We start from the raw sequence: 26,856 nt of genomic DNA on the forward strand, positions 1-26,856 counted from the left end.
TCATCCTTCTATGTTATATTTTCTCTCTCGACAATTAATCCACCCTGCTCCCCGCCTGCGGGGAGGGGAGACAAAGCACAGCTTTGGCGGGGTGGGGTTCTTCGGGTTTAATAAGCAATCAAGCGGACATGATATTAGATCCAGATACATTGTGAAGTCACGTATCACCGCTCAGTTTCGTCAAGGGTTTGCCGATTTACCTGAGCAAGTTCAAGAGCAAACCTGTGAGGCATAGCGCGTCTTCAAATAAGATCCAAATAATTAACAGCAAAGCAATCTTAGTCAATTTCCAGATGTTTTATAAATATTCAAAAAATACTTCAGGTACTAATCGGAATTCTCCAGATTTCAAGCGAGAGATATCTATCCAGAATGCTCTATGTTTATGATGTGGTGATTCGGAAAAAATTAAACTTTCCAGTTGATAAAATTTGGAATCAGCAAAGTCACATTGATAAAGCTGAATAATTTCATGACCTTGCCTGCCATTAAATATAAACAGGTTCTCTATACAACCGAGATATTTAATATTCGTTAAGTCTGCTTGAATTTCCTCTTGAAACTCCCGTTCTAAGGCGGCGCGGCTGGTTTCGCCAAATTCAACACCACCGCCTAAAGCACGATAAAATGTTTCTTGTTTTACGGGATCGTAGCCTTCAGAAAGAAATATGCGATCGCCATTCCGAATTAGCCCCAAGGCTATTACCCGAATTTCACCTGCTTTACTCATTTTTATAACTAATTATCATAGATAGACTGAGGACGACTTTCACTATCCTCAATAGGCCAATCTGGATTTTCACCACCGATGTACAATTCCTCAATGGTGACATATTCCTGACTTAGCTGGGTGAGAGCGTTGATTAAAATATCCAATGCGATCGCATCACTGGTTCCTAAGTCAAACCAACAACGCGCCCACTGTCCCTCATATTCAAACTCACCAATGTTGTGCATCAGTGCTAATAGGCTTTTATCATAGCCTTGTTCATCATAATTCATGTAGCTGATATCAAGTCCAGTATCCTGCACCTGGAGATTTTCTGCATTAAATGCACCCAATTTACCTAAATAAAACCAGGAATTGAAAACTTCTTCTACATACTGCTTTTCACGCGCAGAAGGATTTGTGCTGAATTTAAGCCAAATCCACATATCAAAAGGATTAATTTCGCGGAACTGAATCTCCATTTTGGTCTAATATCTCAAGTACTCTTCTGCAAATAAGCATATCAAAGTAGGGAGTGGGCTTGTCGTGAGCGTAGCCGAACGGGAGTGGGGAATGGGGGTTAAGGATTCTTCAAGCTAACAGCACTTCTGCGTTCACGCTCAATTTGTTTGACTAAATCGCCTGGGAGTTGGGATTTTTTAGTCAATGCTTTATCAAAATTAGCGATCGCTTCCTGGATTATCTGCTGGCTTTTTTCTCTTTGCCCCAGTCGCTTCAGTATTTGGGCTTTAAGATAATAAATTTCTGGATTATCAGATGTCGTTTTGATCGCTCGGTTGACATACTCTAGCGCCTGTGGATACCGTTTTAAATCCCGGTAAGCAAGAGCAATACCCCGATCCACTAGATACTGAGGAGCAGCATTTTGCTCTAAGCGTCCAATTGCCTGATCTGGGCTAGCAAAAGGCAAATTAACCGCCAATAATAAATCCATATAACCCTTGATTAAATTCAGTTCTGGATCGTTGGCAGAAATTGCTTCGGCTTTGTCTAAATATTCATAAACTTGTCGTAGCCTACCCAAGGCTTGGGCTACACCGTTGACAGTACCCTCACGCGTAATAACTACTGCACCTTCTAAAAAATGACCAACAGCAGTGTATAAATTTCCACGCAATGGATCGCTAGGAATCAGTTTTTGTCCTGTTTCTAGAGTTTTCTGACTGTATGTGTCGAGTTTAGCCCAATCCTTATTTCCGTATGCCAAAGATGCCTTCATCGCATAAGCTAGAGGTTCATTTGGCTCTTTGGATATTGCTTGTTCCAAATAACGATCTGCTGCTGGATAGTTGCCCTGTTGGAAAATCGCTTTAAAAGCGGCTTCTGTTTGGTCGCCAATTTGATGAGGTTCGCTATTGCGAAACGGATCGCCACCCAAGGAGGGATTTACCGACAGATTAAGTGCGATTGCCCAAGGGGCAACGCCAAAGGCGATCGCAGTTGCAAAAGAAGTCTGAGCAAAGGTAGTGAATTTAGCAGACGCTACTAATCGAGGCAAAGAAAACCTTTTAGTCATTTTAACCCTCAGAATAATTGCGGTTGAAATAGTTGTATGTGTTACTTAGAATGCAAAGATGGTTAATTTTTACACTGAGCGAAGTCGAAGTGTTAACTTGCCTTTGCTTCAACCAAAATTTTCTTATATATTGGTAATCTTTCATGTTTCCAGGCTTGCTCTAGCCATTATTTCAGGCTTAGTCTGCCACAATGGAGAAAAAGTGGATAATTCTTGCTGCTAAATTAAGGTGTTAATCCAGGTAAGGCGCTATAAATTGTTTTTCCAGAATTTTCCAGACATTCTCAGTGTAACTAATCAGTAATTTGCTGACTTTTTGGTAATCTTAACAAATGCTTTATCTCCGAAATGTAAATTATCATCCTACAGCGTGCCCAACAGCGATTCTCAAATCGATCAATTTAGAATTAGCACCCCAGCAGCTAGGTCTAATTATTGGCCCAAGTGGTTCCGGTAAAAGTACCTTACTAGAAATTTTGTCGGGACTAGCCGAACCCACTACTGGCGCTCTCTTCTGGCGGGAACAAGAACTTATAGCCGAACAGCTACAACAATTAGCCGGGTTGGTATTTCAGTTTCCAGAGCGGCACTTTTGCGGTGGTTCAATTTTAGAAGAATTACGTTTAGGACATCCTGAGTTAGGGTCAGAACGAGTCAGACAGGCCCTAAGTGAGGTGGGATTAGAGCATTTATCGCTTTCCGCTGCCCCTCATGCTTTGAGTGGTGGTCAGCAACGACGTTTAGCTTTGGCAGTGCAATTAATTCGCCAGCCAAATTTGCTGTTATTGGATGAACCCACAGCTGGTTTAGATTGGTCAATGCGTCGGCAACTGGTAAATTTATTAGCGAAACTGAAACAAGATTGGACATTGTTAATAGTGACACACGACGCTGGGGATCTGTTAGCGATCGCAGACCGTTGCTGGACACTCAACCACGGCGAACTAGAATCAGTAGACCCAAAGTCACTAGAATCTAAAGTTAAAGAACCTCTACCAACGGTGTGAGAAAAGAACAGGAGGACAAAGAGACAAGGGGACAAAGAGAAAAACTATGCCCCATGTCTCATACCAAATGACAAATGACAAATGACAAATGAAAAATTGCCTGAAATGGCAGAAATCTGGCAGCAAACTCTCAATTGGCAACCCACTCTTCAACAACAAGCGCAATTCCAAAAGCTTTATGAGTTAATCCTAGAAGGTAATCGCCAACTCAATTTAACTCGGATCGTTGATCCCCAAGAGTTTTGGGAAAAACATCTTTGGGATTCTCTGCGAGGAATTGTACCCCTGTTATCAGGAAATTTCTCCCCTGCTTCCCCTACTATCATCGATATTGGTACAGGTGCAGGTTTTCCAGGTATTCCCGTAGCAATTACTGTAACTAATTGCCCAATTACTCTTCTCGATTCCACTCGGAAAAAAATTACTTTTATCGACAATATATTAAGTGAAATTGCCCTTACCAATGCCAAAACTCTTGTTGGTAGAGCGGAAGAAATCGGTCAGCACCCCCAACATCGACTAGGTTATGATATTGCATTGATCCGTGCTGTAGGAGCAGCCTCTGTCTGTGCAGAATATACCCTACCACTGCTCAAACAGGGAGGTTTAGCTATAATTTATCGCGGTAATTGGACAAAGGATGAAACAGCTGCTTTAAAGAATGCTGTGAACCAGTTGGGTGGCGTTATTGAATCAATCAAACAATTTACGACACCCCTGAGTCACAGCATCCGCCACTGTGTGTATTTGCGTAAGGTAGCTACCACTCCAGCTAATTTTCCTCGTGCTGTAGGTGTACCGACTCAAAAGCCTCTTTGAGGGGTAAGTGCGAGAAAAAAGACTAAGTATTAGCCCTAATTCCCAAAAATATACCAAGTGCCATTACTCGGTCGCCAAACTGCGAAGTCATTCCTAATAGAGAAATCATAATTGCCAGGGGCAGGAATATCACCACCAACGCCCCATTGTCTAGTAACTGCTACACCTGTAGAACTGTTAATTACATACCAAGTCCCATCACTTGGTCGCCAGACTGCATAATCAGTTCTACCATCATTATCGTATTTGCCAGGGGCGGGAACATCACCACCGACGCCCCATTGTCTGGTAACTGCTACACCTGTAGAACTGTTAATTACATACCAAGTCCCATTACTCGGTCGCCAAACTGCATAATCAGTTCTACCGTCATTATCGTATCTGCCAGGTGCAGGAACATCACCACCAACGCCCCATTGTCTAGTAACTGCTACACCTGTAGAACTGTTAATTACATACCAAGTCCCATTACTCGGTCGCCAAACTGCATAATCAGTTCTACCGTCATTATCGTATCTGCCAGGTGCAGGAACATCACCACCAACGCCCCATTGTCTAGTAACTGCTACACCTGTAGAACTGTTAATTACATACCAAGTCCCATTACTCGGTCGCCAAACTGCATAATCAGTTCTACCGTCATTATCGTATCTGCCAGGTGCAGGAACATCACCACCAACGCCCCATTGTCTAGTAACTGCTACACCTGTAGAACTGTTAATTACATACCAAATACCATCACTTGGTCGCCAGACTGCATAATCAGTTCTACCATCATTATCATAATCGCCAGGAACGGGAATATCGCCACCTACACCCCATTGTCTAGTAACTTGAGCTTGTGCTTTAAAATTTACAATTCCCAGAAGCAATGGAACAGTTAAAGCAACCGTTAATAATTTGCAACTAATCTTCATGAGAACATCCTCCTTATAATCAAATTTAAATTCGACATTTAAAGAAAGATTTTAAATTTCATGTATTGTGTGTGATGATTAAATCCGAAATTGCAATTTTATATAAATTTTGTCAATATAAATAATTTAGCACTATACAGGTAAGATTAATTACAAGATTTATTGAGATATATTCTTATTTTTAACGTAAAATCAAGCTATATTAAATCTCAAAAAATAAAAAAAATACCTGCAATAATTGAAGAAAACTAATTATTAAAAGCAATAATTTTAAAAAGATGAATAAGCTGATGCGCGTCTAAAGTATATAAACACTCTTGATGGTCGTTCACTGAAGTCATCAGGTAAATGTACAAATTAAATGCGTAATACCAATTTAATGTGAAGTTGCACATATCTTGATCCTCCTTAATCCCCCCAATATATTGGCTACGGTGTACACACAAGTCTTGCCGCAACCAATGAATCTCGCTGTGTGTTCTATCCCGCCTCGGAATCAATTCCGAGTCTCATAGCCCAAGTCCGCTGAAAGTGGACTTTCGCTATCAGCCCTGAACTTCAGTTCTGGGCGGGATGTCAGTGAGTGTAACAGTTTCACTCTCACAAAAACGTGGGTAGAGGCTGTTGGATTATCAAAATCAAAAAACTGGCAACAGAAACAATATTCTGTCGCCAATTTTTAAGCGCCTATAGCAATCCTATCTGATTTGTGAAAATTCTCAGTGTCCAGATCCCCGACTTCTTAAAGAAGTCGGGGATCTAACTTTTCACGAATGATTTAGGATTGCTATATAATCCTAAATTGTTGTCTGGTGTTCAGGCAAATTTACTTGCTGCTGCAAACCGCTTGTTAATCTCATCCCAATTAACCACGTTCCACCAAGCATCTAAATAATCAGCACGCCGATTCTGGTAATTGAGATAATATGCATGTTCCCATACATCATTACCCAGGATGGGATATTTACCTGCACTTAGGGGAGTATCTTGATTAGCTGTAGTTGTCACTTCTAACTTACCATCTTTGTTACGTACTAGCCAAACCCAACCACTACCGAAACGACCAGCACCAGCTTCGTTAAACTGTTTTTTGAAAGCTGCAAAAGAGCCAAAACTTTGATTAATTGCAGAGGCTATATTTCCTGTGGGTTCTCCCCCGCCTTTTGGCTTCATAATTTGCCAGAACATTGAGTGGTTGACATGACCACCGCCATTATTGCGTACTGTTCGACGGATATCTTGTGGTACTTTGTCAAGTTTCTGCAATAGTTCTTCAACAGTTTTACCTTTGAGTTCTGGATGTTTTTCTAAGGCTGCATTCAGGTTTTTTACATAAGTTGCGTGGTGTTTGTCGTGGTGAAATTGCATCGTTTTGGCATCGATGTGTGGTTCTAGGGCTTCGTAGGCATAAGGTAAAGGCGGTAGTTGGATAGCCCCTGTTGTATTTGCTGTTATATTTGGTGTTGTATTTGGTGTTGCAGTATTTTCATTAGGAGATTTCTCTGCCAATGCACAAGCATCTAATGCAAAAGCACCCGCACCTGCTGTGAGTAAAAACAAGAAATGGCGTCGATTAATAGTCATATAAGTTTTTGCAGCTAATCCATTAAATCTCTATTGCAGTTTTTATTTTCTTAGATTTTGGCTAAGAAAAATTGTTAATTGTGATTATTTCTGGCAGTTTAAGAAACTATTTACAATACTTATAATATTAAGTACTAACATTCAAAACGTTATGTATTTTTATTTAAACTATCTTTTTACAACTAATCATAGGTTCGCACCCAACCACCAAAAAATAAACTCCGTCGCCACATAGATTTTTATCAATAACGCACTGAAAAAATTTGTTCAACAGTTAGATTTAAATCTGGAAATGTTGGGGACTCTATACGGTCGTCTCTTCTAAACTGTTTACCACGATATTCACCCTCATCACTTAAAGAGTAAATTGTGATTGTTGGTTGTTTGGGGTCGCCTATCAATTCCTTGCTACCCAAAGCAGCATAATCCACAATCCAATATTCTTGAATACCCATTTCTTCATAATCGGCAAACTTTTTATGATAATCATCTCTCCAGTTAGTACTGATCACTTCAATCACTAATGGAATTGAATCTGGTTTACTAAGAATAGATTGTTTCTCCCATAATGGTTCATTACCCAAGTTAGAAAAATTAATTAATAAAACATCAGGATAGTATCCTGACATTTTCTTTTCTGGCTTCACTGTAGCGGTTTTAGGTATACCGTAATTAAGTTTAAGACGAAGACACTCATACCCTAATATCATTGTTAAAAATGCTACTATTTGCTCGTGTTTCCCTGATGGTGGCGGCATTTGAATAATATCTCCATCGTGTAATTCATAACGAATGTTTTCCGGTTGTGTTTCTAAAAACTCTAAATATTCATCAAAGGTAAATAGTTTTTGTAGTGATTGAATCATTATTTCATCCTGATTATGGATATAAACTACTTCTCACTGCTGTAACCTGAAAATTAAGAGTTAACGGGGTGTAGCGGCCAAAGGTGAAAATAAATCGGCATGGACGCGCCAAGGTTCTTACTCAGCAATAGATACAGCAAATTTTCGCTATTTAATTAACAAATGACCGCGATCGCAAACGCAAGGTCAGAGTTACAGTCAAACATTGGATTAACGGCGGTGTGTTGACATCTTCACCGAACTAAAGGTGCGGTGATTCTGGAGTAATGAGTAATAAGTAATGAGTAAATACCCATTTTTCATCCACTCATTACTCATTACTCCTTACTCATTACTTTAAAGCATTGCGTGAAGCACGGGGCTTCTCTACGAGATGCTTCGCGAACAGACCCAAATATGTGATAATTCATTCTGGATGTGATCGCTAACCTATCCCTCGCCACCAATTACAGCGATTGCCCCTACACCCCGTCACAGCGATCGCACACAAAACAATTATATTTTACACTCCGAAGCGCTTATAATACTCTGTCCCCAGTTTTGGGATCGAATACAAACAAGTAATCTAAATCGAGCTGTAGAGAAAGGCGATCGCCTGGACGAAGACGCACATCACCGCCTACCTGAATATTTAACATCACCGCCGAACCAGGTAAACCAGCACGAATCAAAGTTTCTCTTCCCAAAGGTTCTACAACTTTCACTTCAACTAATAATAATTCTGAATTTTGAGTGCTGTTATCGGTAGCGGGGCCTTCAACCTGTTTTGAGCCAGTGTTTATTTTTATATGTTCTGGACGAATCCCTAAATCATAACTGTGTCCTTGACGCAACTGTAATTTTTCATTTACAACTGCTGGAATTGCTAATAACTGTCCACTCACATCAAAACTATTATTTTGATAAATTGCAGGCAAAATATTCATTGGCGGACTGCCTAAAAAACTGGCCACCATCTGATTAGCAGGACTTGCATAAATACTTTGGGGATCGCCGATTTGTTGAATTCGTCCGCGATTGAGTACGACAATTTTATCAGCCAAAGTCATCGCTTCAACTTGGTCGTGGGTAACGTAAATAGTTGTAATGCCTAATTCTTGATGTAACTGTTTCAATTCTGCCCTGGTATCATCGCGCAATTGGGCATCTAAATTAGATAAAGGTTCATCAAGTAAAAATACTTGGGGTTCACGAGCGATCGCTCTCCCTAATGCTACTCTTTGTTGCTGTCCCCCAGAAAGTTGTTTGGGTTTACGATCTAGCAGGTGATCGAGAGAAAGCGATCGCGCCACATTCATCACTCGTTCTTGAATGATTTTTCGGTCAACCTTACGCATTTGCAAGCCAAAGCCGATGTTTTCCGCCACACTCATGTGAGGATAGAGAGCATAGTTTTGGAACACCATCGCCACATCTCGTTGTCTGGCTGGGATATTATTTACCAAGCGATCGCCAATAAAGAGTTTGCCAGATGTAGCGGTTTCTAAACCGGCGATCGTTCGCAAAATTGTAGATTTACCACAACCCGATGGCCCAACTAAAACCCAAAACTCGCCATCAGGGATTTCAAAGGTAATATCCTCAATAGCAGTGACATTATTGAATCTACGTTTAATATCTTCTAGACGAACGTTTGCCATTATCTGATGAAAGTTAATAGTTAGGAGTTAGGAGTTAGGAATTTTGAGTTTAGAGTTTTGAGTTTTAAATTTAAAACCTCTTTAACTCATAACTAATAATTTTTAACTCATAACTGCGTCCAAGCTGGGTGAGAAAGTAAAGAAGCAAAAACTCGTACTCCCCGAAGTTGATTAGAAAGGGGTAAGTGACCTTTAGGCGCACTCAAATCCCAGGTAAACTCGTTAGGGTATCGCGTCCAGTTATTACCTGCTTTCCAGCCAATTTTCGGCCAGAAATTCTCCCAATTTTTACCCAAACTTAACCAGATTTCTCGCTGCACTGAAAAACCAAATTTACCTTCGGAGTGAACTAACCAGAGATTGTTAATGGTTTGCAAGTCAACAGCCGAGGTATTTTCTACCTCAGTAAAGTACAACCATTTTCGTTGTACAGCCGTTGGCCCTGATAGTTCGCACATTTTTTCGATGGTGACGCGATCGGCTGCTTGGAAGTCTTGAGCAGCCAATAGCTGTTGCAAAGAATTGTAGTTAATCCCGCACTCTGATTTTAGAGGTACAATTCCTTCAGGAAAACAGGAGCGCAAAAATTCTTTGACTTGAGGTGCATCAGAACTGTAAAGGACTTGGTAAGCTTTGCCATCAATCCAAGTCGCTGGGTTCTCACGTCGTTCCAGTAAAAATTCCATCAACACGTCTAATCCCTCATTACCCAACTCAGCTAACTGTGGGATTATCTGCTGTTGGACTTTTTCAGACCCAGCGATTAACGGTTGTCGGAGGGAGTCGATGTCATTTGCAGGGCCTGATAAAATCATTGGGTCTGTCATGCCATTCTTGTGTTAACGGTCAGTGAAAGAGCGGTAAGCTATCGGGCATTCTCTAAAGTGAAGCACTGATAGCGAAAAGTAGTTTACTATTTTTGATCGTACAAAATTGCGATCGCTTCACTGAAATCTCACACTTAATCCCCAAATAATGTACAAGGGGAATAGGGGGAAAATCTGTGCCTTCTGGCTTGGTGAACAAAAGACATAGCAAAATATACAAGCCTGCCACATAAGATTTTTTGAATAGCAGCGTATCGATTAGGAGTGTGTGAACGATGTACGAAAAGATTACCCCCCCCGCAGCCGGAGCAAAAATCACCTTCAAAAATGGTGAACCAATCGTACCGGACAATCCAATTATCCCCTTTATTCGCGGCGACGGCACAGGTATAGACATTTGGCCTGCTACCCAAAAAGTTCTCGATGCTGCGGTAGCTAAAGCATATAAGGGTCAGCGTCAAATTAGCTGGTTTAAGGTTTACGCTGGAGACGAAGCTTGTGATTTATACGGTACTTATCAGTATTTACCTCAAGACACGCTCACAGCAATTGAAGAATATGGTGTAGCTATTAAAGGGCCTTTGACTACTCCCATTGGCGGGGGAATTCGTTCTTTAAATGTGGCGCTGCGACAAATTTTTGACTTGTATGCTTGCGTGCGTCCTTGCCGTTACTATGCAGGTACGCCCTCACCCCACAAAAATCCCGAAAAGCTGGATGTAATTGTTTATCGGGAAAATACGGAAGATATTTATTTAGGCATTGAGTGGCGACAAGGTAGCGAAATCGGCGATCGCTTAATTAAAATTCTCAATGAAGAACTAATCCCCGCCACCCCAGAACATGGGAAAAAACGCATTCCTCTTGATTCTGGTATTGGCATCAAACCCATCAGCAAAACTGGTTCTCAGCGCCTAGTCAGACGTGCCATCAAACACGCTTTGCTATTGCCCAAAAACAAACAACAAGTGACTTTGGTGCATAAGGGCAACATCATGAAGTACACCGAAGGCGCTTTCCGCGACTGGGGTTATGAATTAGCAACCAGCGAATTTCGCCAAGAAACTGTCACTGAACAAGAATCTTGGATTTTGAGTAACAAGGAAAAAAATCCGAATATTTCCTTGGAAGAAAACGCCCGCCAGATTGAGCCTGGGTTTGATAATCTTACCCCAGATAAGAAAGCGCAAGTTGTCAAGGAAGTTGAAACTGTTCTTAACACAATTTGGGCAACCCACGGCGATGGCAAATGGAAAGAGAAAGTTTTGGTGAATGACCGAATTGCTGACAGTATTTTTCAACAAATCCAAACCAGACCGGATGAGTATTCGATTTTGGCGACGATGAACTTGAACGGCGATTATTTGTCTGATGCTGCTGCTGCCATTGTTGGGGGATTGGGAATGGGGCCAGGAGCAAATATTGGTGATTCTAGTGCCATATTTGAAGCTACCCACGGCACTGCACCCAAACACGCCGGCTTAGATCGGATTAATCCTGGTTCAGTGATTTTGTCTGGTGTGATGATGCTGGAATTTTTGGGTTGGCAAGAAGCCGCAGACCTAATTAAGAAAGGTTTAAGCGATGCGATCGCAAATAGTCAAGTCACCTACGATTTAGCCCGGTTGCTAGAACCGCCTGTTGAACCCTTAAAATGTTCTGAATTTGCCGACGCAATTATTCAGCATTTTGGTTAAGTCTATAGCAATCCTATCTGAGTTGTAAAAATCCGCGATGTCCAGATCCCCGATTTCTTTGAGAAATCGGGGATCTAACTTTTCACGAAATATGTGTATTGATCCCCCTAAATCCCCCTTAAAAAGGGGGACTTTGAGAAAGCTTTAACAATTTCTATTTGCTAGGTCAGTATTTTTACTAAATCAACCATTTTAAAAAAGCAAAAGCTTCTTTTATTTGCAAAAAACACCAAAATGAGAAAGCAAACTGGGGTTTGAGTAAGTCAAATGGCATTTTGAGAAAGCAAAAGCTTCTTTTACTTACAGAAAACATCAAAATGAGAAAGCAAACTGGGGTTTGAGAAAGTCAAAGCTTCTTTTACTTGCGGAAAACACCAAAATGAGAAAGCAAACTGGGGTTTGAGAAAGTCAAAGCTTCTTTTACTTACGGAAAACACCAAAATGAGAAAGTAAACTGGGGTTTGAGAAAGTCAAAGCTTCTTTTGAGAAAGTAATTGCGGATTTTGCTTATTGAATTTAGTCCGAATATGAAGTTTAGATAAAATTATTGAAAAAATTAGTCAAAAAACAAAATCTCCGGCTTTTCTAAAAAGTCGGAGATTTTTTTGGGGCATTGCCCTATAAAGTTTCCGTTATTCGGATTTAGAGTTATCGATAACTCGGCGCAAGTTCTCGATTAATTCGGATTTCACCCAATCGGTAATTTCTTTAACTGTGATTTTGCTAATTTATCAGGTGCGATCGCTCCATTTTCTGTAATGATGGCTGTAATCAACTCAGCTGGAGTGACATCAAAAGCTGGGTTGTAAAAATCTACACCAGCAGGTGTGAGAATAGTATCGCCAACTTGATAGATTTCTGTTGGTTCGCGTTCTTCAATGGGAATTTGGCTACCATCAGCTAATTCAAAATCAACGGTGGAAAGGGGTGCAGCGACAAAGAAAGGGATATTATGTGCTTTAGCTGCGATCGCAACACTATATGTACCAATTTTATTAGCAGTGTCGCCATTAGCAGCAATGCGATCGGCACCCACAACTACAGCATGAATCAAACCCTGTTTCATGCAATGGGCTGCCATATTATCAGTAATTAATGTAACTGGAATACCTTCTTGCACACATTCCCAAGTGGTGAGTTTTGCACCTTGTAAGCGGGGACGGGTTTCGTCAGCAAATAAACGTTCTAAACGTCCTTCTCTCCAAGCGGAACGCACAACACCCAAAGCAGTGCCATATCCAGCAGTCGCTAGCGCCCCAGCGTTGCAGTGGGTAAGCAAAGTCAGCTTTTCTGGAGTATTGGGTAAGACTGCCAAACCATTGTCACCAATCGCCTGACAGGTTTGCAAATCTTCACTATTGATTGCTTGGGCTGTTTGGCAAAGGGTTTGCTTGATGTCTTCTACTGTTCCCAGCGTTTCGTAGGCGGCTTTCAGCATCCGGCTAATTGCCCAAAATAAATTTACCGCCGTGGGACGAGTAGAACGCAACAACTGGGCTACTTTATCTAAGTTTTGCAGAAATTCGTGGCGATCGCTAGTCTCAATTTCTCTAGCACCAAGATACATTCCATAAGCCGCAGCCACTCCAATTGCTGGCGCACCTCGCACAATCATAGTTTTAATCGCCCGTGCCATATCTTCACTGCGGTGAATTTCCACAAATGTATATTCGTTTGGTAAGCGGGTTTGATCAATTAGTGACACTGAGTCATTGTGCCAAATAACGGGATAAACCTGGTTTGTGGAAGGTGTCATAGAAAAAGGTCGTTAGTAAAGGATCAGTATAAGTAATAAGTAATAAGTAATGAGTAAATACCCATTTTTCATCCACTCATTACTCATTACTCATTACTTTAAAGCATTGCGTGAAGCACGGGGCTTCTCTACGAGACGCTTCGCGAACAGACCCAAATATGTGGTGAATGATTACTTAATATTTATTTATTTAATTTCCTGCTTAACTGTCTTAACTGTCCTTGCATTCTTATTAAAAAAGTGGGAGGATATTTCGCTAAAGGATTTATATATAAATGCTTTTGTCCTATTTGCCCTAACTCCATGCCGAATCTACATTGGATAAAAAGTTGATTTAATTACTCAAATACTTTGAAAAAAAACTATGAAACGTCTTGTCATTTGCTGTGATGGAACTTGGCAACAATTAACAAGTCTTTACCCAAGTAATGTTGTTAAGTTAGCTCAATCCGTGAAATCGATTGCTAGTGACGGCGTTACACAAATCGTCTTTTATGATGAGGGCATTGGAACCGAGGGTCAAAAGGTTTTAGGCGGAGCTACCGGACTAGGAATCGATAGAAATATAGAAGATTGCTACCGATTTCTTAGTCTCAATTATGTTTCTGGTGACGAAATCTATTTATTCGGCTTCAGTCGTGGTGCTTACACAGTTAGAAGTTTAGCCGGCATGATCTATTGCTCTGGTCTTCTAGATCGCCCCCATGTTACTAAAGCACATGAAGCCTACGAGCTTTACCGTAACCGAAATATTAAACCCAAAGATAATGTAGCAGTAGAATACCGTCAAGCTTATGGCGATCGCGTCCCTATCACCTTACTCGGTTGTTTTGACACCGTTGGTGCCCTTGGTATTCCTGGGATACCAGCCTTTAGTAGGTTAAGTAAACAGCTTAATATGCGCTACAGATTCCATGACACTACTTTAAACAAATGTGTTCAGAATGCATTGCACGCGATAGCGATTGACGAAATCCGCGAAATCTTTGATGTCACTCCCATGAAAAAGCATCCTGATGCTGAAAACCAGCGGGTGATTCAAAAGTGGTTTCCAGGTGTACACGGTTGCGTTGGTGGTGGAACCGAAGAAAATAGTGGGTTATCAGATTCCGCCTTACAGTGGATGATTGATTCCATCGGTGAACTAGGATTAGGGCTTGACTTAGATCCAAATGTGATTCCGACAGGCATCAACCCTAATTATGAATGTGATTTTAAGAACGATGCTGGATTCTTTAAATTAGCAGGAATCAAGTTTCGTGAGGTCAGCGATGTCATTGAAGACCTTCATGAAAGTGCGATCTACCGTTTGAAAAGTCGCAAGGACTATCGACCAAAAAATCTACAAAAGATTATTTCCAAACTGAAATAAGTTGAATTAATTTGGGTAATTGCAGCAGATAAATTTAGGATGCGTTGAATACATAATTGCAAAAAATAAGGTAAAAAATTATGACTGGAAAAAGAGATACATCTAAAGATGGCTTAGGTAACAAAATTCAAACATTAGTTTTAACAAACTTTAAACCGATTTGGAAACTTCTACAAAGTAACGAATCTATAAAGCGTAAAGTTAACAAAACTCTACTCAATAGTCTCATCTACAAAATTCCGACTCGTCCTAATGCCTACAGTATGATGACTCTAGATGAGTATATTCCTGATACTAAAATTCCTAAGAAAACTGATGCTTATACTTCCTGGGAATCACTCAACGATCGCACTTATACCGGACGACATCTACCACCCGATCCCAAGTTAAACGCTGAGGGCAACTTACCCAAAGTTGAAGACTTAGCTATCTTATTCCGTAAAAGAGATGGTAAAACCATTTATTCTACCAAATCAACTATGCTGTTTCCCTATTGGGTGCAGTGGTTTACTGATAGTTTTCTCCGCCTCGATCACTACAATAAATTCAAAAATACTTCCAACCATGAAATTGATTTGTGTAATGTTTATGGTTTAACCAGAAAACAAACACACCTTTTAAGAAGCTTTAAAGGAGGTAAACTCAAATCTCAAAAGCTTCAGCGCCAAGATGGTGTAGAAGAAGAATATCCCTTATTTTATTATGCCGATCCAGCGCAGGGTAAAGTTGACGCTCAATTTGAGGGTCTTTATGAACCTGTCAATGATGAAAAAAGACAGCCCGTAGAAAAAAAACAATATCTGTTTGCGATGGGAGTAGAACGAGCAAATGTGCAAATCGGCTATGTCATGCTCAATACTCTATGTTTTCGGGAGCATAATCGTCTTTGTGATGAATTAGCAAGCAATTATCCAGATTGGGATGATGAGCGCCTCTTCCAAACCGCGAGAAATATTCTCATGGCGATTATTCTCAAAATTATTATGGAGGAGTACATTAACCACATAACTCCTTATCACTTTAAGTTGTTTGCCGATCCTGAAGCTTTTACTAAGGAAAGTTGGCATCGTCCTAATTACATGGCAATTGAGTTTGACTTTGTTTATCGCTGGCATAGTGCGATTCCAGAAACCTTTAAATATAACGGGAAACCAACCCATATTGTTGCATCTCTCTGGAACAACAAGATGTTCATCGATCAAGGATTGGGAGCATTAATGGAGGAAACTTGTTCCCAAGCAGGTACAAAAATTGGTTTATTCAACACCCCTGATATATTGGTTGAATTAACCGAGTTACCCGCTATTAAATTAGGACGAAAACTGCAATTAGCAAGCTACAACGATTATCGCCAATTATGTGGTTTCCCCAGAGTGACGAGATTTGAGCAAATTAGCGGCGATGAATTTGTTCAAGAGAAACTCAAAGAATTATATGGTCATGTTGATAATATTGAGTTCTTTGTGGGACTTTACGCCGAAGATGGGCGGAAAAATTCAACTATTCCTTCCCTAGTAGCACGCTTAATAGGGATTGATGCCTTTTCTCAAGCGCTAACTAATCCTTTACTATCACCCAATATCTTCAATGAAAAGACTTTTTCTCCTGTGGGTTGGAAAATAATTCAAAATACCAACACAGTCTCAGATTTAGTTAATCGCAACGTTCCGCCATCAGGTAAAAAGTACAAAGTTACTTTTGACCTTCAATAAACATTGGTTTTTAGTGCGATCGCTCATTGGTGTCACTCGAAGCTGACTGGACAATACTGCAAACAAGCTAGCGATCGCAGCTTGGAACAAACTCAATTTATTAATTAATCTTGCTTTCAAAAGAAATGAAACTATTTACCGAATACCCAGAAAAAGACGAAGCCAAATATTGTGCTCTCATGAGTGAGCTAGTCAAAAAGAACATGGAAAATCTTTACGGAGGTGAGAAGAAAAAAACTGCAAAGAGAGATACCCACTCTAAAACTAACGCTGCTGTACAAGGAACTCTAGAAATCTTTGACTTTGATGAAGCCACAATTAAGCAGGAATTAAGCAAACGCACCTCATTAACTGAAGCTCAACTTCAAGCCATTTCTCTAAAACAAGGTTTATTTGCCCAACCCAAGCAATATCCGGTTTGGCTACGATTTGCAAATGGTGCGTTTTCAGTCAAGAATGATTATGAAGGGGATACGCGCTCCATGTCCGTAAAAGTGATAGGGGTAGAAGGAGAAAGACTACCGCAAAGTCACGAGTTAAAAACCCAAGATATTATTGTCCACAATACTGAATTCTTTTTTGTTAGAACCATTAAAGACTTCCACAGCTTTTTTATGGCAGTTTATCGAGCAGGGCTGTTTCCGCTTTTTAAGCTGTTGGTGCTTTTTTGGCTAAAGTTGCATCCCTACGAATCCACTCTTTTGCAAACTAGTTTCAAACGTTTTCCCAAGAGTTTGCTCACAGAACGCTATTGGAGTGCTTCAGCGTATTCTTTAGGACTCAAATCTGATTTTGCTCCATCCCAACCAGGTCGAGTTCCTGTAGAATATCCGGTTGTGATTAAATATGCATTTACTCCAGTTTCCAGTCAACTACCTCATCAACAACTTCCTCTCGAATCTAGACCAGAAAGTGAGCTTCAGCGTGCCAAAGCTTCAGATTCAGAGGACAACTATTACCGAGATGATATCATTCAAGCTTTAGCAAAGCCTGATGCTGAATATTGTTGGGACTTTCAAATTCAATTTCAAACTAGCCCAGAAATGTCTATTGATGATACCACCATTGTTTGGAGTGAAAAGGAATCACCCTTCATTACAGTTGGTCGCCTAACAGTTAAGCATCAGAAAGTTAATTCTGCTAAAGATAATGACTTTGGAGAAAATCTCAGTTTTTCGCCTGGAAATGGTCTAGCAGTGCATCGTCCAGTCGGTGCAATCAATCGGTTACGCAGCATTGTTTATCCTATCGTTGCTAATGACCGTCATCAAAAACGAGGAGTCAAATACCAGGAACCAACTGTCTGACTTTCAATAGACTAAAACGACAGGTTTGCAAATCTTCAGCAATGTATATTCGTTTGTTAAGCGCGTTTGATCGATTAGTGACACAGTTAATACCATTTTGGATTTTAGATTTTATACCAGTTTAAAAAAAGAATGCGACAAATAGACCATTTGTAGAGACGCGATTCATCGCGTCTTCACCCAAGGATGTGTTGCAATCATTAATTGAATTGGTATTAGATTTTAGATTTTGAAACATCCATTGGATAAGTGTTTCAGTTTTCCATCTGTCGCAATCATTTTTCAAATTGGTATAACTACTAAAAAATCAAAAAAAATAGAGCAGTTGCATTGTAATACAACTGCTCTAAAAATTACTGAGATAGATATTTACTCTACCTATCCACAGACCCCATAATTACGTCAACACTGCCGAGAATCACCACAATATCTGCAACCTTCATCCCGCGCAGTAAATGTGGAACAATTTGGAGATTGTTGAAATCTGCGGCGCGAATCTTCCAACGTGCAGGGAAGACGTTATCATCGCCAACCAAATAAATTCCCAATTCACCTTTGCCACTTTCTACACGGGCGTAGATTTCACCCTTGGGAATCTTAAAAGTGGGGGAAACTTTTTTACCGATGAATTGGTAATCAAATGCGTCCCACTCAGATTTTTTACCTGCGGCTAAACGCTTTGCTTCCAGATTTTCGTAAGGGCCGCCAGGAAGTCCTTTAATTGCTTGGCGAATAATCTTCACAGATTCGCGCATTTCCCGCATCCGCACTACGTAACGGGCAAAGCAATCACCGGCAGTTTCCCACTGCACATCCCAGTCGAAATCGTCGTAACATTCGTAATGGTCAACTTTCCGCAAATCCCATTGCACGCCAGATGCGCGTAACATTGGGCCAGAAAGTCCCCAGTTAATTGCTTCTTCTCGCGTGATAGTACCAATACCCTCAACACGCCGCCGGAAGATGGGGTTATCTGTTACCAAGCGTTCGTACTCATCAACTTTTGGCAATAAATAGTCGCAGAATTCCAGACACTTATCTACCCAACCGTAAGGTAAATCGGCTGCTACTCCACCAACACGGAAGTAGTTATTATTCACCATCCGATAACCTGTGGCAGCTTCCCACAAATCATAAATCATCTCCCGTTCCCGGAACTGGTAGAAGAAGGGAGTTTGTGCGCCTACGTCAGCGAGGAAGGGGCCAAACCATAGCAAGTGGTTAGCAATGCGGTTCAACTCCAGCATGATGACGCGGATGTAGCTAGCGCGTTTGGGGACAGCAATACCTGCAAGCTTTTCTGGGGCGTTAACAGTGACAGCTTCGTTGAACATTCCCGCCGCGTAGTCCCAGCGACTAACGTAAGGGACGTACATTACATTAGTGCGGTTCTCAGCAATTTTTTCCATTCCTCGGTGCAAATAGCCGATGACCGGTTCACAGTCAACAACATCCTCGCCATCCAGAGTCATGATTAGCCGCAGAACCCCGTGCATCGAGGGGTGGTGTGGCCCCATGTTTAGCACCATTGGTTCAGTGCGGGTTTCTAGTCTGGTCATAGATTTCGTGTTCTCCGTTCGTGAAAATATTGAATTCAACCGCGCAGATGCCAACTAGACCCAATTTATCTTGTTTGTCAAGCCAAAGTAAGGGTTGTGGGAAGAGAGATTTGATTTGATGTTTAATTTTGTTGCACTTCTTCAACTATTATATGGAAGCTCGATATCCACTTAATTAAGGCATCGAATTTTTTTATCTCATGGTGCTGGGAGAACGGGGTAAAAGAAGATGCGTTTTCTCAATGATAACTATTGACTTCTGAGTTTATACGTAAGCTATAGAGATATTGTGTCAGCTATATTACAGTTTTATAAGGCTGACACATATTTATGGCTTTCAATCAAGAGCGTTTTGATCGGCTAATTCAGAAGTTAGAAGTTTTTGCTAACAAACAACCGCATCTTTATAAATTGCACGTTGCTTTTTTGGCTACCTTGGGCTACGCATATATATTTTTGGTTCTAGCTGTAACCTTGACTCTGCTGGTAAGTATTATCTTTTTGATGCTGAACGCTCAGTCAGTTAATGCGTCATCTTTGAAAGGTGTTATATTTTTGCTGGTGTTTGCATTAGTGTTGGTGCGATCGCTTTGGGTTTCTTTTCCCCCGCCTACAGGTTTACCACTGCAACCCAAAGATGTACCCAATCTCTATTCTTTAACCAACGAAATCTCATCAAAACTGAAAGCTCCACGGTTTCATCACATTCTGCTGACCAACGATTTTAATGCAGCAGTTGTCCAAAGACCACGCTTAGGTTTGCTGGGATGGCAGCAAAATTACTTAATTGTGGGTCTACCGCTCATGCTAGCACTACCACCCGAACAATTTCGTGCCGTATTAGCTCATGAACTAGGACATTTATCAGGAAATCACAGCCGTTTTAGTGGTTGGATTTATCGCCAACGCGAAACATGGTATCGCATTATTAAAGGGCTAGGACAAGGTGGAAATGAAGTATCGTCGTTAATCTTTGAACGATTTTTGACATGGTACAGCCCCTTTTTTAATGCCTATTCTTTTGTGTTGGCACGGATGGATGAGTATGAAGCAGATAGATGTGCCCTTGAGCTAACGGGAGAACAAAATGCTGCTGAAGCTTTGATAAATGTGGAGGTCAAAGCTAGATTTCTAGAAAGATATTTTTGGTCTAGCATCTATAAACAAGTTGAAACAGAAATCGAACCACCAAAAATGACTTATATGGCTATGCAACAGGCTTTAAGTCAGAGACTTCATCAGGAAATAACAAGTAGTTATTTAATGGAAGCTTTAACAAAAGAAACTAATAATGCTGATACTCATCCTTGCCTAACAGATAGACTAAAAGCCTTGGGATACATCTTCAATCCTCAGCAGGAATTAGCTATATTTGCACCAATTGAAATCAGTGCTGCTCAGAAACTATTGGGAAATAGGTTAGAAAAATTTATCGCACATTTTAGTCAAGCTTGGCGAGAAGAAATAGCAACACCTTGGCGACAAAAATATGCTGATTTTCAACAATCAATAGCTACTTTAAAAGACTTAAATCAAAAAGCAAAAACACAACAGCTAACTTTAGATGAAGCTACTCAACGGGCATTTTTGACATTTGAGTTTGAGGGTGAAGAAGCGGTTATACCACTATTACAAGAAATTATTCATCGTGATGCTCACCACGCCTCAGCTAATTATTTACTGGGTCAAATATTACTAAATAAACAGGATACAACCGGGATAGAATACATTGAGAGAGCAATAGAGCAAGACTCAAGTATAGTTATAGAAGGTTGTCAGACAATTTGCTATTTTCTTCAACAACAAGGAAAAATTAATGAAGCAAAATCTTATCAAGAACGTGCCGTAAATTATCATGAATTAATTTTAAAAGCACAGGAAGAACGTTCCAGTGTGAGAGAAAAGGATAAACTTGAATCTCATAATGCCTCAGATATAGAGGTAAATAAGCTTCGTCAGCAGTTTTCTCATCACCCGGATATAAAAACTGCTTACTTGGTGCAAAAAAATATGCAATTTTTTCCTGAAAAACCATTTTACGTTCTAGCTTTAAAGCGAGAAGTGAGCTTTTTAGAAGGTATTCATGAAACAGATCACTCTAAACTTGTGAACAGCTTGTTACAGGAAAACGAATTTCTCGGTAATGTATTTATTTTTATTTTAAATGACCATTTAAATATGGAGAAAAAACTAAAACGGATACCGAATTCGATGATTTACCAAAAAAAAGGTAAAAAATAGCACTACAGATGCTTAAAGCTCAACAATTAAAGCTGACACTGAGTGTTGAGCTTATGATATTTTCTTTTGTATCTTAGTGGTTTAAAACTATTTTTTAGCTAGGAACCACAAAGACACAAACAAAAGAATACATAATTAAAGTTCATCTGTGGTTTTTTGCCCTAAGTCTCATGAATCGTCAGCTAGCTCTTGAAGAACCGATATTTTCTCATCTACCAGTATTACCGCAAGAAGTGATTGCAGGTCTAGCGGTATCTCTAGGAGGTCATTATCTTGATACGACTGTAGGCGGTGGTGGTCATAGTCGCCTAATCTTAGAAGCGGCGGCGGATGTGCGGGTAACGGCAATTGACCAAGATGAGGATGCTTTAGCAGCAGCGAGGAAAGAATTAGCAGAGTTTGGCGATCGCGTACAATTTATTCATCGCAATTTTGCTGACTACGAATTTCCCCCCAACACTTTCGATGGTATCTTAGCCGATTTGGGGGTAAGTTCTTACCATTTAGACCAAGCAGAGCGGGGTTTCAGCTTTCGCCAAGCTGCAAATTTGGATATGCGAATGGATCGGGGGCGATCGCTAACTGCTGCCGATGTAATTAATAATTGGGATGAAGCAGAATTAGCAGATATTTTCTTTAAGTACGGTGAAGAGAGATTATCGCGGCGCATTGCTAGACGTATTGTAGAACGGCGACCATTGCACACGACTACAGAATTGGCTGAAGCGATCGCTTCTTCTGTTCCTCCCAAATACCGTTATGGAAGAATTCACCCCGCTACCCGTGTTTTTCAAGCTCTGCGAATTGTCGTCAACGATGAGTTAAAATCCTTAGAAACCTTTTTGGATCAAGCACCAAATGCCCTTGTCCCTGGCGGCAGAATTGCAATTATCAGTTTCCACAGTTTGGAAGACCGTCCGGTGAAGCATGGTTTAAGAAATTCACCTTTATTAAAAGTATTGACAAAAAAGCCGATTATTGCCCAAGAAGAGGAAATTAGTCAGAATCCGCGATCGCGATCGGCCAAACTGAGAATAGCTGAAAAGGTGTTGTAAGCCTTAAACTGCTCCATCTCGTGGCTCAGAACTGCTGCGAATACGCTCAATGAACTGAGGATAATTTTCTAAATCTTGTTCTGACTCTAACGGTGGCATTTCAATCCAATTACCTTCGATATGCAGCTTATCCACATAAGCATAAAAGGCTTCCCGATCTTCCCGATGAGCAAGAACGTAATCATGTAACTCTTTCTGGCTCATTGTATGAAAATTAGGCTTGCTCATCTTATGTATCTCCATTTACCGTTAGGGTATATTTCTATAATATTTTCCTCACCTGCCAAGAAAAATAGATTTTTTGTCCGTTCATCCATACGAACGATATTAATAGGCAAGTAAAGCTTAGTAAACCAACAGCACAATATGTAGCACTGTGTTTTTTGTTCTGGTGTAGGAATAATCTGAACTCCTTAACATTTATTAAAGTTAGCGCTAAAAAGAAATTATCAATAAGCCGCGATCGCGATCGGCCAAACTGAGGATAGCCCAAAAGCTGCTGTAACTACAACGCAGCGTTAAACACCTCCATCTCAACGATCTGCTAATCTAGCGTTGTTGAAGAGTGAAAAAATAATAGATGGACATTAGTAATCTGTTTACAGCAGGTGGCGTGGTCATGTGGCCTCTGCTGGCATTTTCTTTGTTAGGGGTAGCGCTAATTATCGAACGGATCATCTTTTGGGTAAAGATAAATAATCGGCAAAACAAGGTGGTGCGAGAAGTGCTACACCTTTATCGTCTTGATAATGTGGTTGGTGCTTTAGATAAATTGCAGAAAAATACTGATTTACCCCTGGCTCGAATTTTTTTAGCAGCTTTAGAATTGGAGGAGCCGACACCAGAGGAATTTCGTTTGGCATTAGAAAGTGAAGCACAAGCCGAAATCCCCTTACTCAAGCGCTCCCAAAATATTTTTGAGACAATTATTGGTCTTGCGCCCCTATTAGGACTTTTAGGAACTGTATTAGGATTAATTAACTCCTTTGCCTCTCTGAATATCGGAGATGTGGGAGGTAGTAAAACAACAGGTGTGACAGCTGGAATTAGTGAAGCTTTAGTATCTACAGCATCAGGGTTGGTAGTGGCAATCTTTACACTATTATTTGCCAATACCTTCCGAGGACTCTACCAGCGGCAGATCGCCTGGATTCAAGAATATGGTGGACAGTTAGAATTACTCTACCGCCGTCGCTACGAAAGAGGAGATAAATCATATCTGCCGAATAAATGAAGCGGAACTGGTAATTGTAAATTAGTAATCGGTAATTGCGATTAGTTCATTATTTGTTACCGATTTTGCTCTAAAACTTTTGACTCTAATAGTATTCTAAAATAACGAACAGCTTTGTTCGCTACAGTTATTGAGGAAATATTCCATGACTATTTGGGTAAATGAGCAAATCGATCCGTCTGGGATGATTCATGCCTGTATTGCCACTTGTAATGAATCTCAAGCCAAAGATTGTCATGATTCATTTCAGAATAATTTGACCGAGAGGCAAAAGGCCTCAGGTTGGATGGCGCGATTGCGGACAGTCGATTCTTGGGATGAAGTGCCGGTGAATTCTTTAAAACTCAATTAATTGGGTGCTATAGAAATTAGACTCCATAGCTGAAGTATCTCCTGGCAGACATAACTAATTTTGTTATTTTCTGCTTACTCCAACCTGCGTTGCTTTTTTGGGATTTTGATCGAATATATTTCATCTGCGTAGGCGTAGCTAGGCATTGGCATCGCTTGTCTACTACACGCTGTATCTATGCCAATACCCAGAGCGATCGCAACAAATTCCATGAGAACAGGTTAATAAAGGATAAAATTCGGATTAAATTTCTCAAATTATTATTAACTGCTTCCCAAAAAAGTAACATATTATAGAAAAATGATGATTTTTCTTAACTTTTAAGAGGTATCATCTATACCGTAGATTAAATTAAAAAATTTGTATAAGCCGAATCAATTTAGTGAACTATCCCAAAGTTTACACTTCGGAGCAAGCCTGTCCCATTAATTTAGTTGGCGAAACAGGACAAGCGGTTCAAATTTCAATTCATGCTCCCAGTCAATATATCTGTGCCAACTGCGAACGGATATTACCAGATTGGAAACGGCAGCCATTTTTACGAGTAGTGATTGTATTACAACAATCGCGTTATCAATTAGTCGAAAAGACAGCACAAGTAGAGTCAGAGAAAGAACGCTTACGAGAAAAGTTTATGAGATTTGGCTGTGATTTAGCATTTAATCTGCGCGATCGCGGCTATTTAACTGACCTGATTGACCCTCGTACAGGCTATCCTTTACTCTCCCATCCCGGAGCAATTCCCCACGACGATACAGCAGTTGTCAAAGCTTTGCTCAACTATCCAGTAATTAAAAATCAATGCCGTGTGTTAGTTCATCCCGATTGGGGTGCAGCAGTTTATCCTAGTATTTTGATATCAGAAGCTCCCCCAATTGTGATCGAATGGGTTACAAAAGGCATAGCATCCATGCATGGGTGGAAAGAAATTAATTATTAGTCATTAGTCATTGGTCATTGGTCATTGGGTATGTAAAGGCGTATATCAGCACTTGTTTCTCCAAACAAATTCTTCCAAGAAGCTATGACAGTCGAAGCGATAGTGCGGCTTGTTACTTCTCTCTCATAAGTAGACGCTACGAAGTCAAGTTGGAGATAATGGTTTTTGGTTCCTATTTGGGTAACATCTCAGGCTGATCGGCAGGTATTTCAAATTGATGATAATCTTACCCACTACTGTCAGACTAAACTTTTAGCCAGTAGCAAAGGGAATGGTAATTTAGCCGCATCTGCGGGAATTATATAACTATCACTATCGGCAAAAATCCTGTTCCCAACTTTCTGCATATAAGTAGATGGGTGAGGAAATTTATAACTATGTCCGTAGCGATCGCAAAGCGTGTCTCGTTGGGAATCAGCGAAGTGCAGCAATCGCAAGGGTTTCAAGCTTTTTATATCTCGTTAGATAGTTAGATTTATTTGTACTTACTTACCTTAGAAACCAAGTTGATTCTGAGCAAAGTGAAATACTTGTTTCATAGTTATGCTCAATCCCAATTCCCATAAATACAAAATTTGACATACCTGATGTATGAAAATATTAATTCAACACCGTCATTATGACAATGAAATTAGTGGAGTTTTAACTTATATTTATTCTATTATTCCTGAGTTGGAAGCTAGATTAATTGAAGTTAAAACTATTTCGACCAGACAAGATAATATCGCTAAATGGTTTAGTTATATTGTTTGGGCAGATATAGTACACATGAATTCAAATGATTTATTGTTTACTTTGTTATGTAAAATCTTGCGAAAAAAGATAATTATTAAATATCATTATTCTCTTTATCAATCTACTCATACGAGTTATGAGCAGATGAAGTTGACGCAACGTTTAAAAGCTGAATTTAAACATACATTGCCCAAAGCTAATTATCCATTAAAGTGGAAATTACACACTTTTATCAAATGGGCACGCCTAAGCACCCGCCTTTCTACTGCCTTCTTAGCCGATTATCATACGGCTTGTAGTAACTTTTTAGGAGAATCTTCTGCTTTTCCTTGGTCAGTTGATACTTTATATAATCCGATTGAAATCAAGTCGGAAAACCATCTGAAAACTTTAGAAAATTTATCTCAGCCATTTAATTTTATTTTTGTCGGGAGATTAGCTACAGACAAAGGTGTAGATATTTTATTAAAAGCAGCGCGAATTTTACAAGATGAAAATAAAGAATTTAAAATTACTATTATTGGCGATGGCGAACAATCTCAGGAATTAAAACAACTAACGTCTGATTTAGGAATTGCCAACAAAGTTAATTTTTTAGGTAAAGTTCCTCAAAAAGAAGTACTTCTAAAAGTTCAAGATGCTTTGGCTTTAATTGCTCCATCTCGTTGGCAAGATCCAGCACCTTACGTAGTGCAAGAAGCCTCTAGCGTTCAAACCTGCTCGATTGTCTCAAAAATGGGAGGATTGTCAGAAGTAGGAGGGCCGCACAGCCTATTTTTTGAAAATGAAGATGCAGAAGAATTAGCTAAATGTATGCGATATTGCTTAGATAATCCAGATGAAGCAATTAACCGAGGTTTTCAGTCCAGCCAATATGTTGCGGAAAAGTTTTCGGCTGCGCGTGCTGTTAATAGACTACTGGAAATTTGTAGCCAACTTACTCCTAAAGCATTGGTAACAAAATCTGATACATAATTCCCGTTACAAGGT

The 26,856-nt window shown here is 40.1% G+C and carries 25 protein-coding genes and 1 pseudogene; 13 read left to right on the plus strand and 13 right to left on the minus strand.

Annotated features, from left to right (window positions below):
* A pseudogene (locus RMX69_RS24805) lies at positions 1-235 on the plus strand (hypothetical protein); the annotation flags it as partial.
* 63 nt (positions 236-298) lie between these two features.
* Here the strand turns inward: RMX69_RS24805 and RMX69_RS24810 are convergent.
* From RMX69_RS24810 to RMX69_RS24820, 3 genes are all read right to left on the minus strand, one after another.
* The gene (locus tag RMX69_RS24810; RefSeq protein WP_289795781.1) at positions 299-730 is read right to left on the minus strand and encodes an NUDIX hydrolase; all 432 of its coding nucleotides are present in this window, start codon (positions 728-730) and stop codon (positions 299-301) included.
* Between the two features lie 8 nt (positions 731-738).
* Positions 739-1,191: a DUF3531 family protein gene (locus RMX69_RS24815; protein WP_322639022.1), complete on the minus strand. Its 453-nt coding sequence runs from the start codon at positions 1,189-1,191 to the stop codon at positions 739-741.
* Between the two features lie 98 nt (positions 1,192-1,289).
* Positions 1,290-2,246 carry a Sll0314/Alr1548 family TPR repeat-containing protein gene (locus RMX69_RS24820; protein ID WP_322639023.1) on the minus strand — a complete coding sequence of 319 codons (957 nt, stop codon included), beginning with the start codon at positions 2,244-2,246 and terminating at the stop codon, positions 1,290-1,292.
* A gap of 332 nt (positions 2,247-2,578) precedes the next feature.
* Here RMX69_RS24820 and RMX69_RS24825 point away from each other — a divergent pair, with 332 nt between their 5' ends.
* Positions 2,579-3,253, plus strand: a complete 675-nt coding sequence (locus RMX69_RS24825; protein ID WP_094353410.1) for an ABC transporter ATP-binding protein — start codon at positions 2,579-2,581, stop codon at positions 3,251-3,253.
* 81 nt (positions 3,254-3,334) lie between these two features.
* Complete coding sequence (gene rsmG / locus RMX69_RS24830) at positions 3,335-4,072, plus strand: 16S rRNA (guanine(527)-N(7))-methyltransferase RsmG (RefSeq protein ID WP_289795778.1); 738 nt, start codon at positions 3,335-3,337, stop codon at positions 4,070-4,072.
* A gap of 35 nt (positions 4,073-4,107) precedes the next feature.
* On the opposite strand, the gene RMX69_RS24835 is transcribed toward rsmG, so the two are convergent.
* From RMX69_RS24835 to RMX69_RS24855, 5 genes are all read right to left on the minus strand, one after another.
* On the minus strand, positions 4,108-4,989 hold the full coding sequence (locus RMX69_RS24835; RefSeq protein ID WP_322639024.1) for a hypothetical protein: 882 nt from the start codon (positions 4,987-4,989) through the stop codon (positions 4,108-4,110).
* A gap of 816 nt (positions 4,990-5,805) precedes the next feature.
* Complete coding sequence (locus RMX69_RS24840) at positions 5,806-6,573, minus strand: superoxide dismutase (RefSeq protein WP_289795776.1); 768 nt, start codon at positions 6,571-6,573, stop codon at positions 5,806-5,808.
* A 242-nt stretch (positions 6,574-6,815) separates the two neighbouring features.
* The gene (locus tag RMX69_RS24845) at positions 6,816-7,439 is read right to left on the minus strand and encodes a Uma2 family endonuclease (RefSeq protein ID WP_322639025.1); all 624 of its coding nucleotides are present in this window, start codon (positions 7,437-7,439) and stop codon (positions 6,816-6,818) included.
* Between the two features lie 518 nt (positions 7,440-7,957).
* Positions 7,958-9,079: an ABC transporter ATP-binding protein gene (locus RMX69_RS24850; protein WP_322639026.1), complete on the minus strand. Its 1,122-nt coding sequence runs from the start codon at positions 9,077-9,079 to the stop codon at positions 7,958-7,960.
* Positions 9,080-9,186: 107 nt separating this feature from the next.
* On the minus strand, positions 9,187-9,906 hold the full coding sequence (locus RMX69_RS24855; RefSeq protein WP_289795774.1) for a GUN4 domain-containing protein: 720 nt from the start codon (positions 9,904-9,906) through the stop codon (positions 9,187-9,189).
* Between the two features lie 275 nt (positions 9,907-10,181).
* Here RMX69_RS24855 and RMX69_RS24860 point away from each other — a divergent pair, with 275 nt between their 5' ends.
* Positions 10,182-11,603 carry an NADP-dependent isocitrate dehydrogenase gene (locus RMX69_RS24860; protein ID WP_069070841.1) on the plus strand — a complete coding sequence of 474 codons (1,422 nt, stop codon included), beginning with the start codon at positions 10,182-10,184 and terminating at the stop codon, positions 11,601-11,603.
* Positions 11,604-12,291: 688 nt separating this feature from the next.
* Here the strand turns inward: RMX69_RS24860 and mtnA are convergent.
* Positions 12,292-13,359 (minus strand): S-methyl-5-thioribose-1-phosphate isomerase, encoded by a 1,068-nt coding sequence (gene mtnA / locus RMX69_RS24865; RefSeq protein WP_322639027.1) that lies wholly within the window; start codon positions 13,357-13,359, stop codon positions 12,292-12,294.
* A 364-nt stretch (positions 13,360-13,723) separates the two neighbouring features.
* Between mtnA and RMX69_RS24870 the strand changes: the two genes are divergently transcribed.
* From RMX69_RS24870 to RMX69_RS24880, 3 genes are all read left to right on the plus strand, one after another.
* Entirely contained in the window at positions 13,724-14,731 is a 1,008-nt protein-coding gene (locus RMX69_RS24870) for a DUF2235 domain-containing protein (RefSeq protein WP_322639028.1), read from the plus strand.
* A gap of 80 nt (positions 14,732-14,811) precedes the next feature.
* Complete coding sequence (locus RMX69_RS24875) at positions 14,812-16,443, plus strand: peroxidase family protein (protein ID WP_322639029.1); 1,632 nt, start codon at positions 14,812-14,814, stop codon at positions 16,441-16,443.
* A 125-nt stretch (positions 16,444-16,568) separates the two neighbouring features.
* Complete coding sequence (locus tag RMX69_RS24880; RefSeq protein WP_289795770.1) at positions 16,569-17,750, plus strand: catalase; 1,182 nt, start codon at positions 16,569-16,571, stop codon at positions 17,748-17,750.
* Between the two features lie 374 nt (positions 17,751-18,124).
* Here RMX69_RS24880 and RMX69_RS24885 read toward each other — a convergent pair whose 3' ends face one another.
* Positions 18,125-19,309: an NAD(P)H-quinone oxidoreductase subunit H gene (locus RMX69_RS24885; RefSeq protein ID WP_179072694.1), complete on the minus strand. Its 1,185-nt coding sequence runs from the start codon at positions 19,307-19,309 to the stop codon at positions 18,125-18,127.
* Between the two features lie 330 nt (positions 19,310-19,639).
* On the opposite strand from RMX69_RS24885, the gene RMX69_RS24890 reads away from it, so the two are divergent.
* Both RMX69_RS24890 and rsmH read left to right on the plus strand, forming a co-directional pair.
* Positions 19,640-21,550, plus strand: coding sequence for a M48 family metalloprotease (locus tag RMX69_RS24890; RefSeq protein WP_322639030.1), 1,911 nt, complete (start codon positions 19,640-19,642; stop codon positions 21,548-21,550).
* Positions 21,551-21,720: 170 nt separating this feature from the next.
* Complete coding sequence (gene rsmH, locus RMX69_RS24895) at positions 21,721-22,605, plus strand: 16S rRNA (cytosine(1402)-N(4))-methyltransferase RsmH (RefSeq protein WP_322639031.1); 885 nt, start codon at positions 21,721-21,723, stop codon at positions 22,603-22,605.
* A gap of 3 nt (positions 22,606-22,608) precedes the next feature.
* Here the strand turns inward: rsmH and RMX69_RS24900 are convergent, their stop codons facing one another.
* Together RMX69_RS24900 and RMX69_RS29520 are read right to left on the minus strand one after the other, a co-directional pair.
* Entirely contained in the window at positions 22,609-22,833 is a 225-nt protein-coding gene (locus tag RMX69_RS24900) for a DUF6887 family protein (RefSeq protein WP_322639032.1), read from the minus strand.
* Complete coding sequence (locus RMX69_RS29520; RefSeq protein ID WP_416211627.1) at positions 22,830-23,009, minus strand: DUF6888 family protein; 180 nt, start codon at positions 23,007-23,009, stop codon at positions 22,830-22,832. The genes RMX69_RS24900 and RMX69_RS29520 overlap by 4 nt, the downstream gene beginning before the upstream one ends.
* Positions 23,010-23,185: 176 nt before the next feature.
* Between RMX69_RS29520 and RMX69_RS24905 the strand changes: the two genes are divergently transcribed.
* From RMX69_RS24905 to RMX69_RS24915, 3 genes are all read left to right on the plus strand, one after another.
* Complete coding sequence (locus tag RMX69_RS24905) at positions 23,186-23,839, plus strand: MotA/TolQ/ExbB proton channel family protein (protein WP_289795767.1); 654 nt, start codon at positions 23,186-23,188, stop codon at positions 23,837-23,839.
* Positions 23,840-23,984: 145 nt separating this feature from the next.
* On the plus strand, positions 23,985-24,191 hold the full coding sequence (locus tag RMX69_RS24910) for a glycogen debranching protein (protein WP_322639033.1): 207 nt from the start codon (positions 23,985-23,987) through the stop codon (positions 24,189-24,191).
* Between the two features lie 382 nt (positions 24,192-24,573).
* Positions 24,574-25,131 carry a methylmalonic aciduria and homocystinuria type D protein gene (locus tag RMX69_RS24915; protein WP_289795765.1) on the plus strand — a complete coding sequence of 186 codons (558 nt, stop codon included), beginning with the start codon at positions 24,574-24,576 and terminating at the stop codon, positions 25,129-25,131.
* A 239-nt stretch (positions 25,132-25,370) separates the two neighbouring features.
* On the opposite strand, the gene RMX69_RS24920 is transcribed toward RMX69_RS24915, so the two are convergent.
* Positions 25,371-25,577, minus strand: a complete 207-nt coding sequence (locus tag RMX69_RS24920) for a hypothetical protein (protein WP_289795764.1) — start codon at positions 25,575-25,577, stop codon at positions 25,371-25,373.
* Between the two features lie 145 nt (positions 25,578-25,722).
* Between RMX69_RS24920 and RMX69_RS24925 the strand changes: the two genes are divergently transcribed.
* The gene (locus RMX69_RS24925; RefSeq protein WP_322639034.1) at positions 25,723-26,841 is read left to right on the plus strand and encodes a glycosyltransferase; all 1,119 of its coding nucleotides are present in this window, start codon (positions 25,723-25,725) and stop codon (positions 26,839-26,841) included.
* Positions 26,842-26,856 lie beyond the last annotated feature (15 nt).

The sequence above is a fragment of the Nostoc sp. EspVER01 genome (genome assembly GCF_034530635.1).
Classification (GTDB): Bacteria; Cyanobacteriota; Cyanobacteriia; order Cyanobacteriales; family Nostocaceae; genus Nostoc.

What these genes read in the sequence shown, in the direction of transcription:
- RMX69_RS24880 (WP_289795770.1), top strand. Translation starts at nt 16,569, where the DNA reads ATGAAACTATTTACCGAATACCCAGAAAAAGACGAAGCCAAATATTGT.
- RMX69_RS24870 (WP_322639028.1), top strand. Translation starts at nt 13,724, where the DNA reads ATGAAACGTCTTGTCATTTGCTGTGATGGAACTTGGCAACAATTAACA.
- RMX69_RS24905 (WP_289795767.1), top strand. Translation starts at nt 23,186, where the DNA reads ATGGACATTAGTAATCTGTTTACAGCAGGTGGCGTGGTCATGTGGCCT.
- RMX69_RS24860 (WP_069070841.1), top strand. Translation starts at nt 10,182, where the DNA reads ATGTACGAAAAGATTACCCCCCCCGCAGCCGGAGCAAAAATCACCTTC.
- rsmG (WP_289795778.1), top strand. Translation starts at nt 3,335, where the DNA reads ATGACAAATGAAAAATTGCCTGAAATGGCAGAAATCTGGCAGCAAACT.
- RMX69_RS24855 (WP_289795774.1), bottom strand. Translation starts at nt 9,906, where the DNA reads ATGACAGACCCAATGATTTTATCAGGCCCTGCAAATGACATCGACTCC.
- RMX69_RS24885 (WP_179072694.1), bottom strand. Translation starts at nt 19,309, where the DNA reads ATGACCAGACTAGAAACCCGCACTGAACCAATGGTGCTAAACATGGGG.
- RMX69_RS24910 (WP_322639033.1), top strand. Translation starts at nt 23,985, where the DNA reads ATGACTATTTGGGTAAATGAGCAAATCGATCCGTCTGGGATGATTCAT.
- rsmH (WP_322639031.1), top strand. Translation starts at nt 21,721, where the DNA reads ATGAATCGTCAGCTAGCTCTTGAAGAACCGATATTTTCTCATCTACCA.
- RMX69_RS24925 (WP_322639034.1), top strand. Translation starts at nt 25,723, where the DNA reads ATGAAAATATTAATTCAACACCGTCATTATGACAATGAAATTAGTGGA.
- RMX69_RS24900 (WP_322639032.1), bottom strand. Translation starts at nt 22,833, where the DNA reads ATGAGCAAGCCTAATTTTCATACAATGAGCCAGAAAGAGTTACATGAT.
- RMX69_RS24825 (WP_094353410.1), top strand. Translation starts at nt 2,579, where the DNA reads ATGCTTTATCTCCGAAATGTAAATTATCATCCTACAGCGTGCCCAACA.
- RMX69_RS24820 (WP_322639023.1), bottom strand. Translation starts at nt 2,246, where the DNA reads ATGACTAAAAGGTTTTCTTTGCCTCGATTAGTAGCGTCTGCTAAATTC.
- RMX69_RS24845 (WP_322639025.1), bottom strand. Translation starts at nt 7,439, where the DNA reads ATGATTCAATCACTACAAAAACTATTTACCTTTGATGAATATTTAGAG.
- RMX69_RS24840 (WP_289795776.1), bottom strand. Translation starts at nt 6,573, where the DNA reads ATGACTATTAATCGACGCCATTTCTTGTTTTTACTCACAGCAGGTGCG.
- mtnA (WP_322639027.1), bottom strand. Translation starts at nt 13,359, where the DNA reads ATGACACCTTCCACAAACCAGGTTTATCCCGTTATTTGGCACAATGAC.
- RMX69_RS24835 (WP_322639024.1), bottom strand. Translation starts at nt 4,989, where the DNA reads ATGAAGATTAGTTGCAAATTATTAACGGTTGCTTTAACTGTTCCATTG.
- RMX69_RS24875 (WP_322639029.1), top strand. Translation starts at nt 14,812, where the DNA reads ATGACTGGAAAAAGAGATACATCTAAAGATGGCTTAGGTAACAAAATT.
- RMX69_RS24890 (WP_322639030.1), top strand. Translation starts at nt 19,640, where the DNA reads ATGGCTTTCAATCAAGAGCGTTTTGATCGGCTAATTCAGAAGTTAGAA.
- RMX69_RS24810 (WP_289795781.1), bottom strand. Translation starts at nt 730, where the DNA reads ATGAGTAAAGCAGGTGAAATTCGGGTAATAGCCTTGGGGCTAATTCGG.
- RMX69_RS24815 (WP_322639022.1), bottom strand. Translation starts at nt 1,191, where the DNA reads ATGGAGATTCAGTTCCGCGAAATTAATCCTTTTGATATGTGGATTTGG.
- RMX69_RS24850 (WP_322639026.1), bottom strand. Translation starts at nt 9,079, where the DNA reads ATGGCAAACGTTCGTCTAGAAGATATTAAACGTAGATTCAATAATGTC.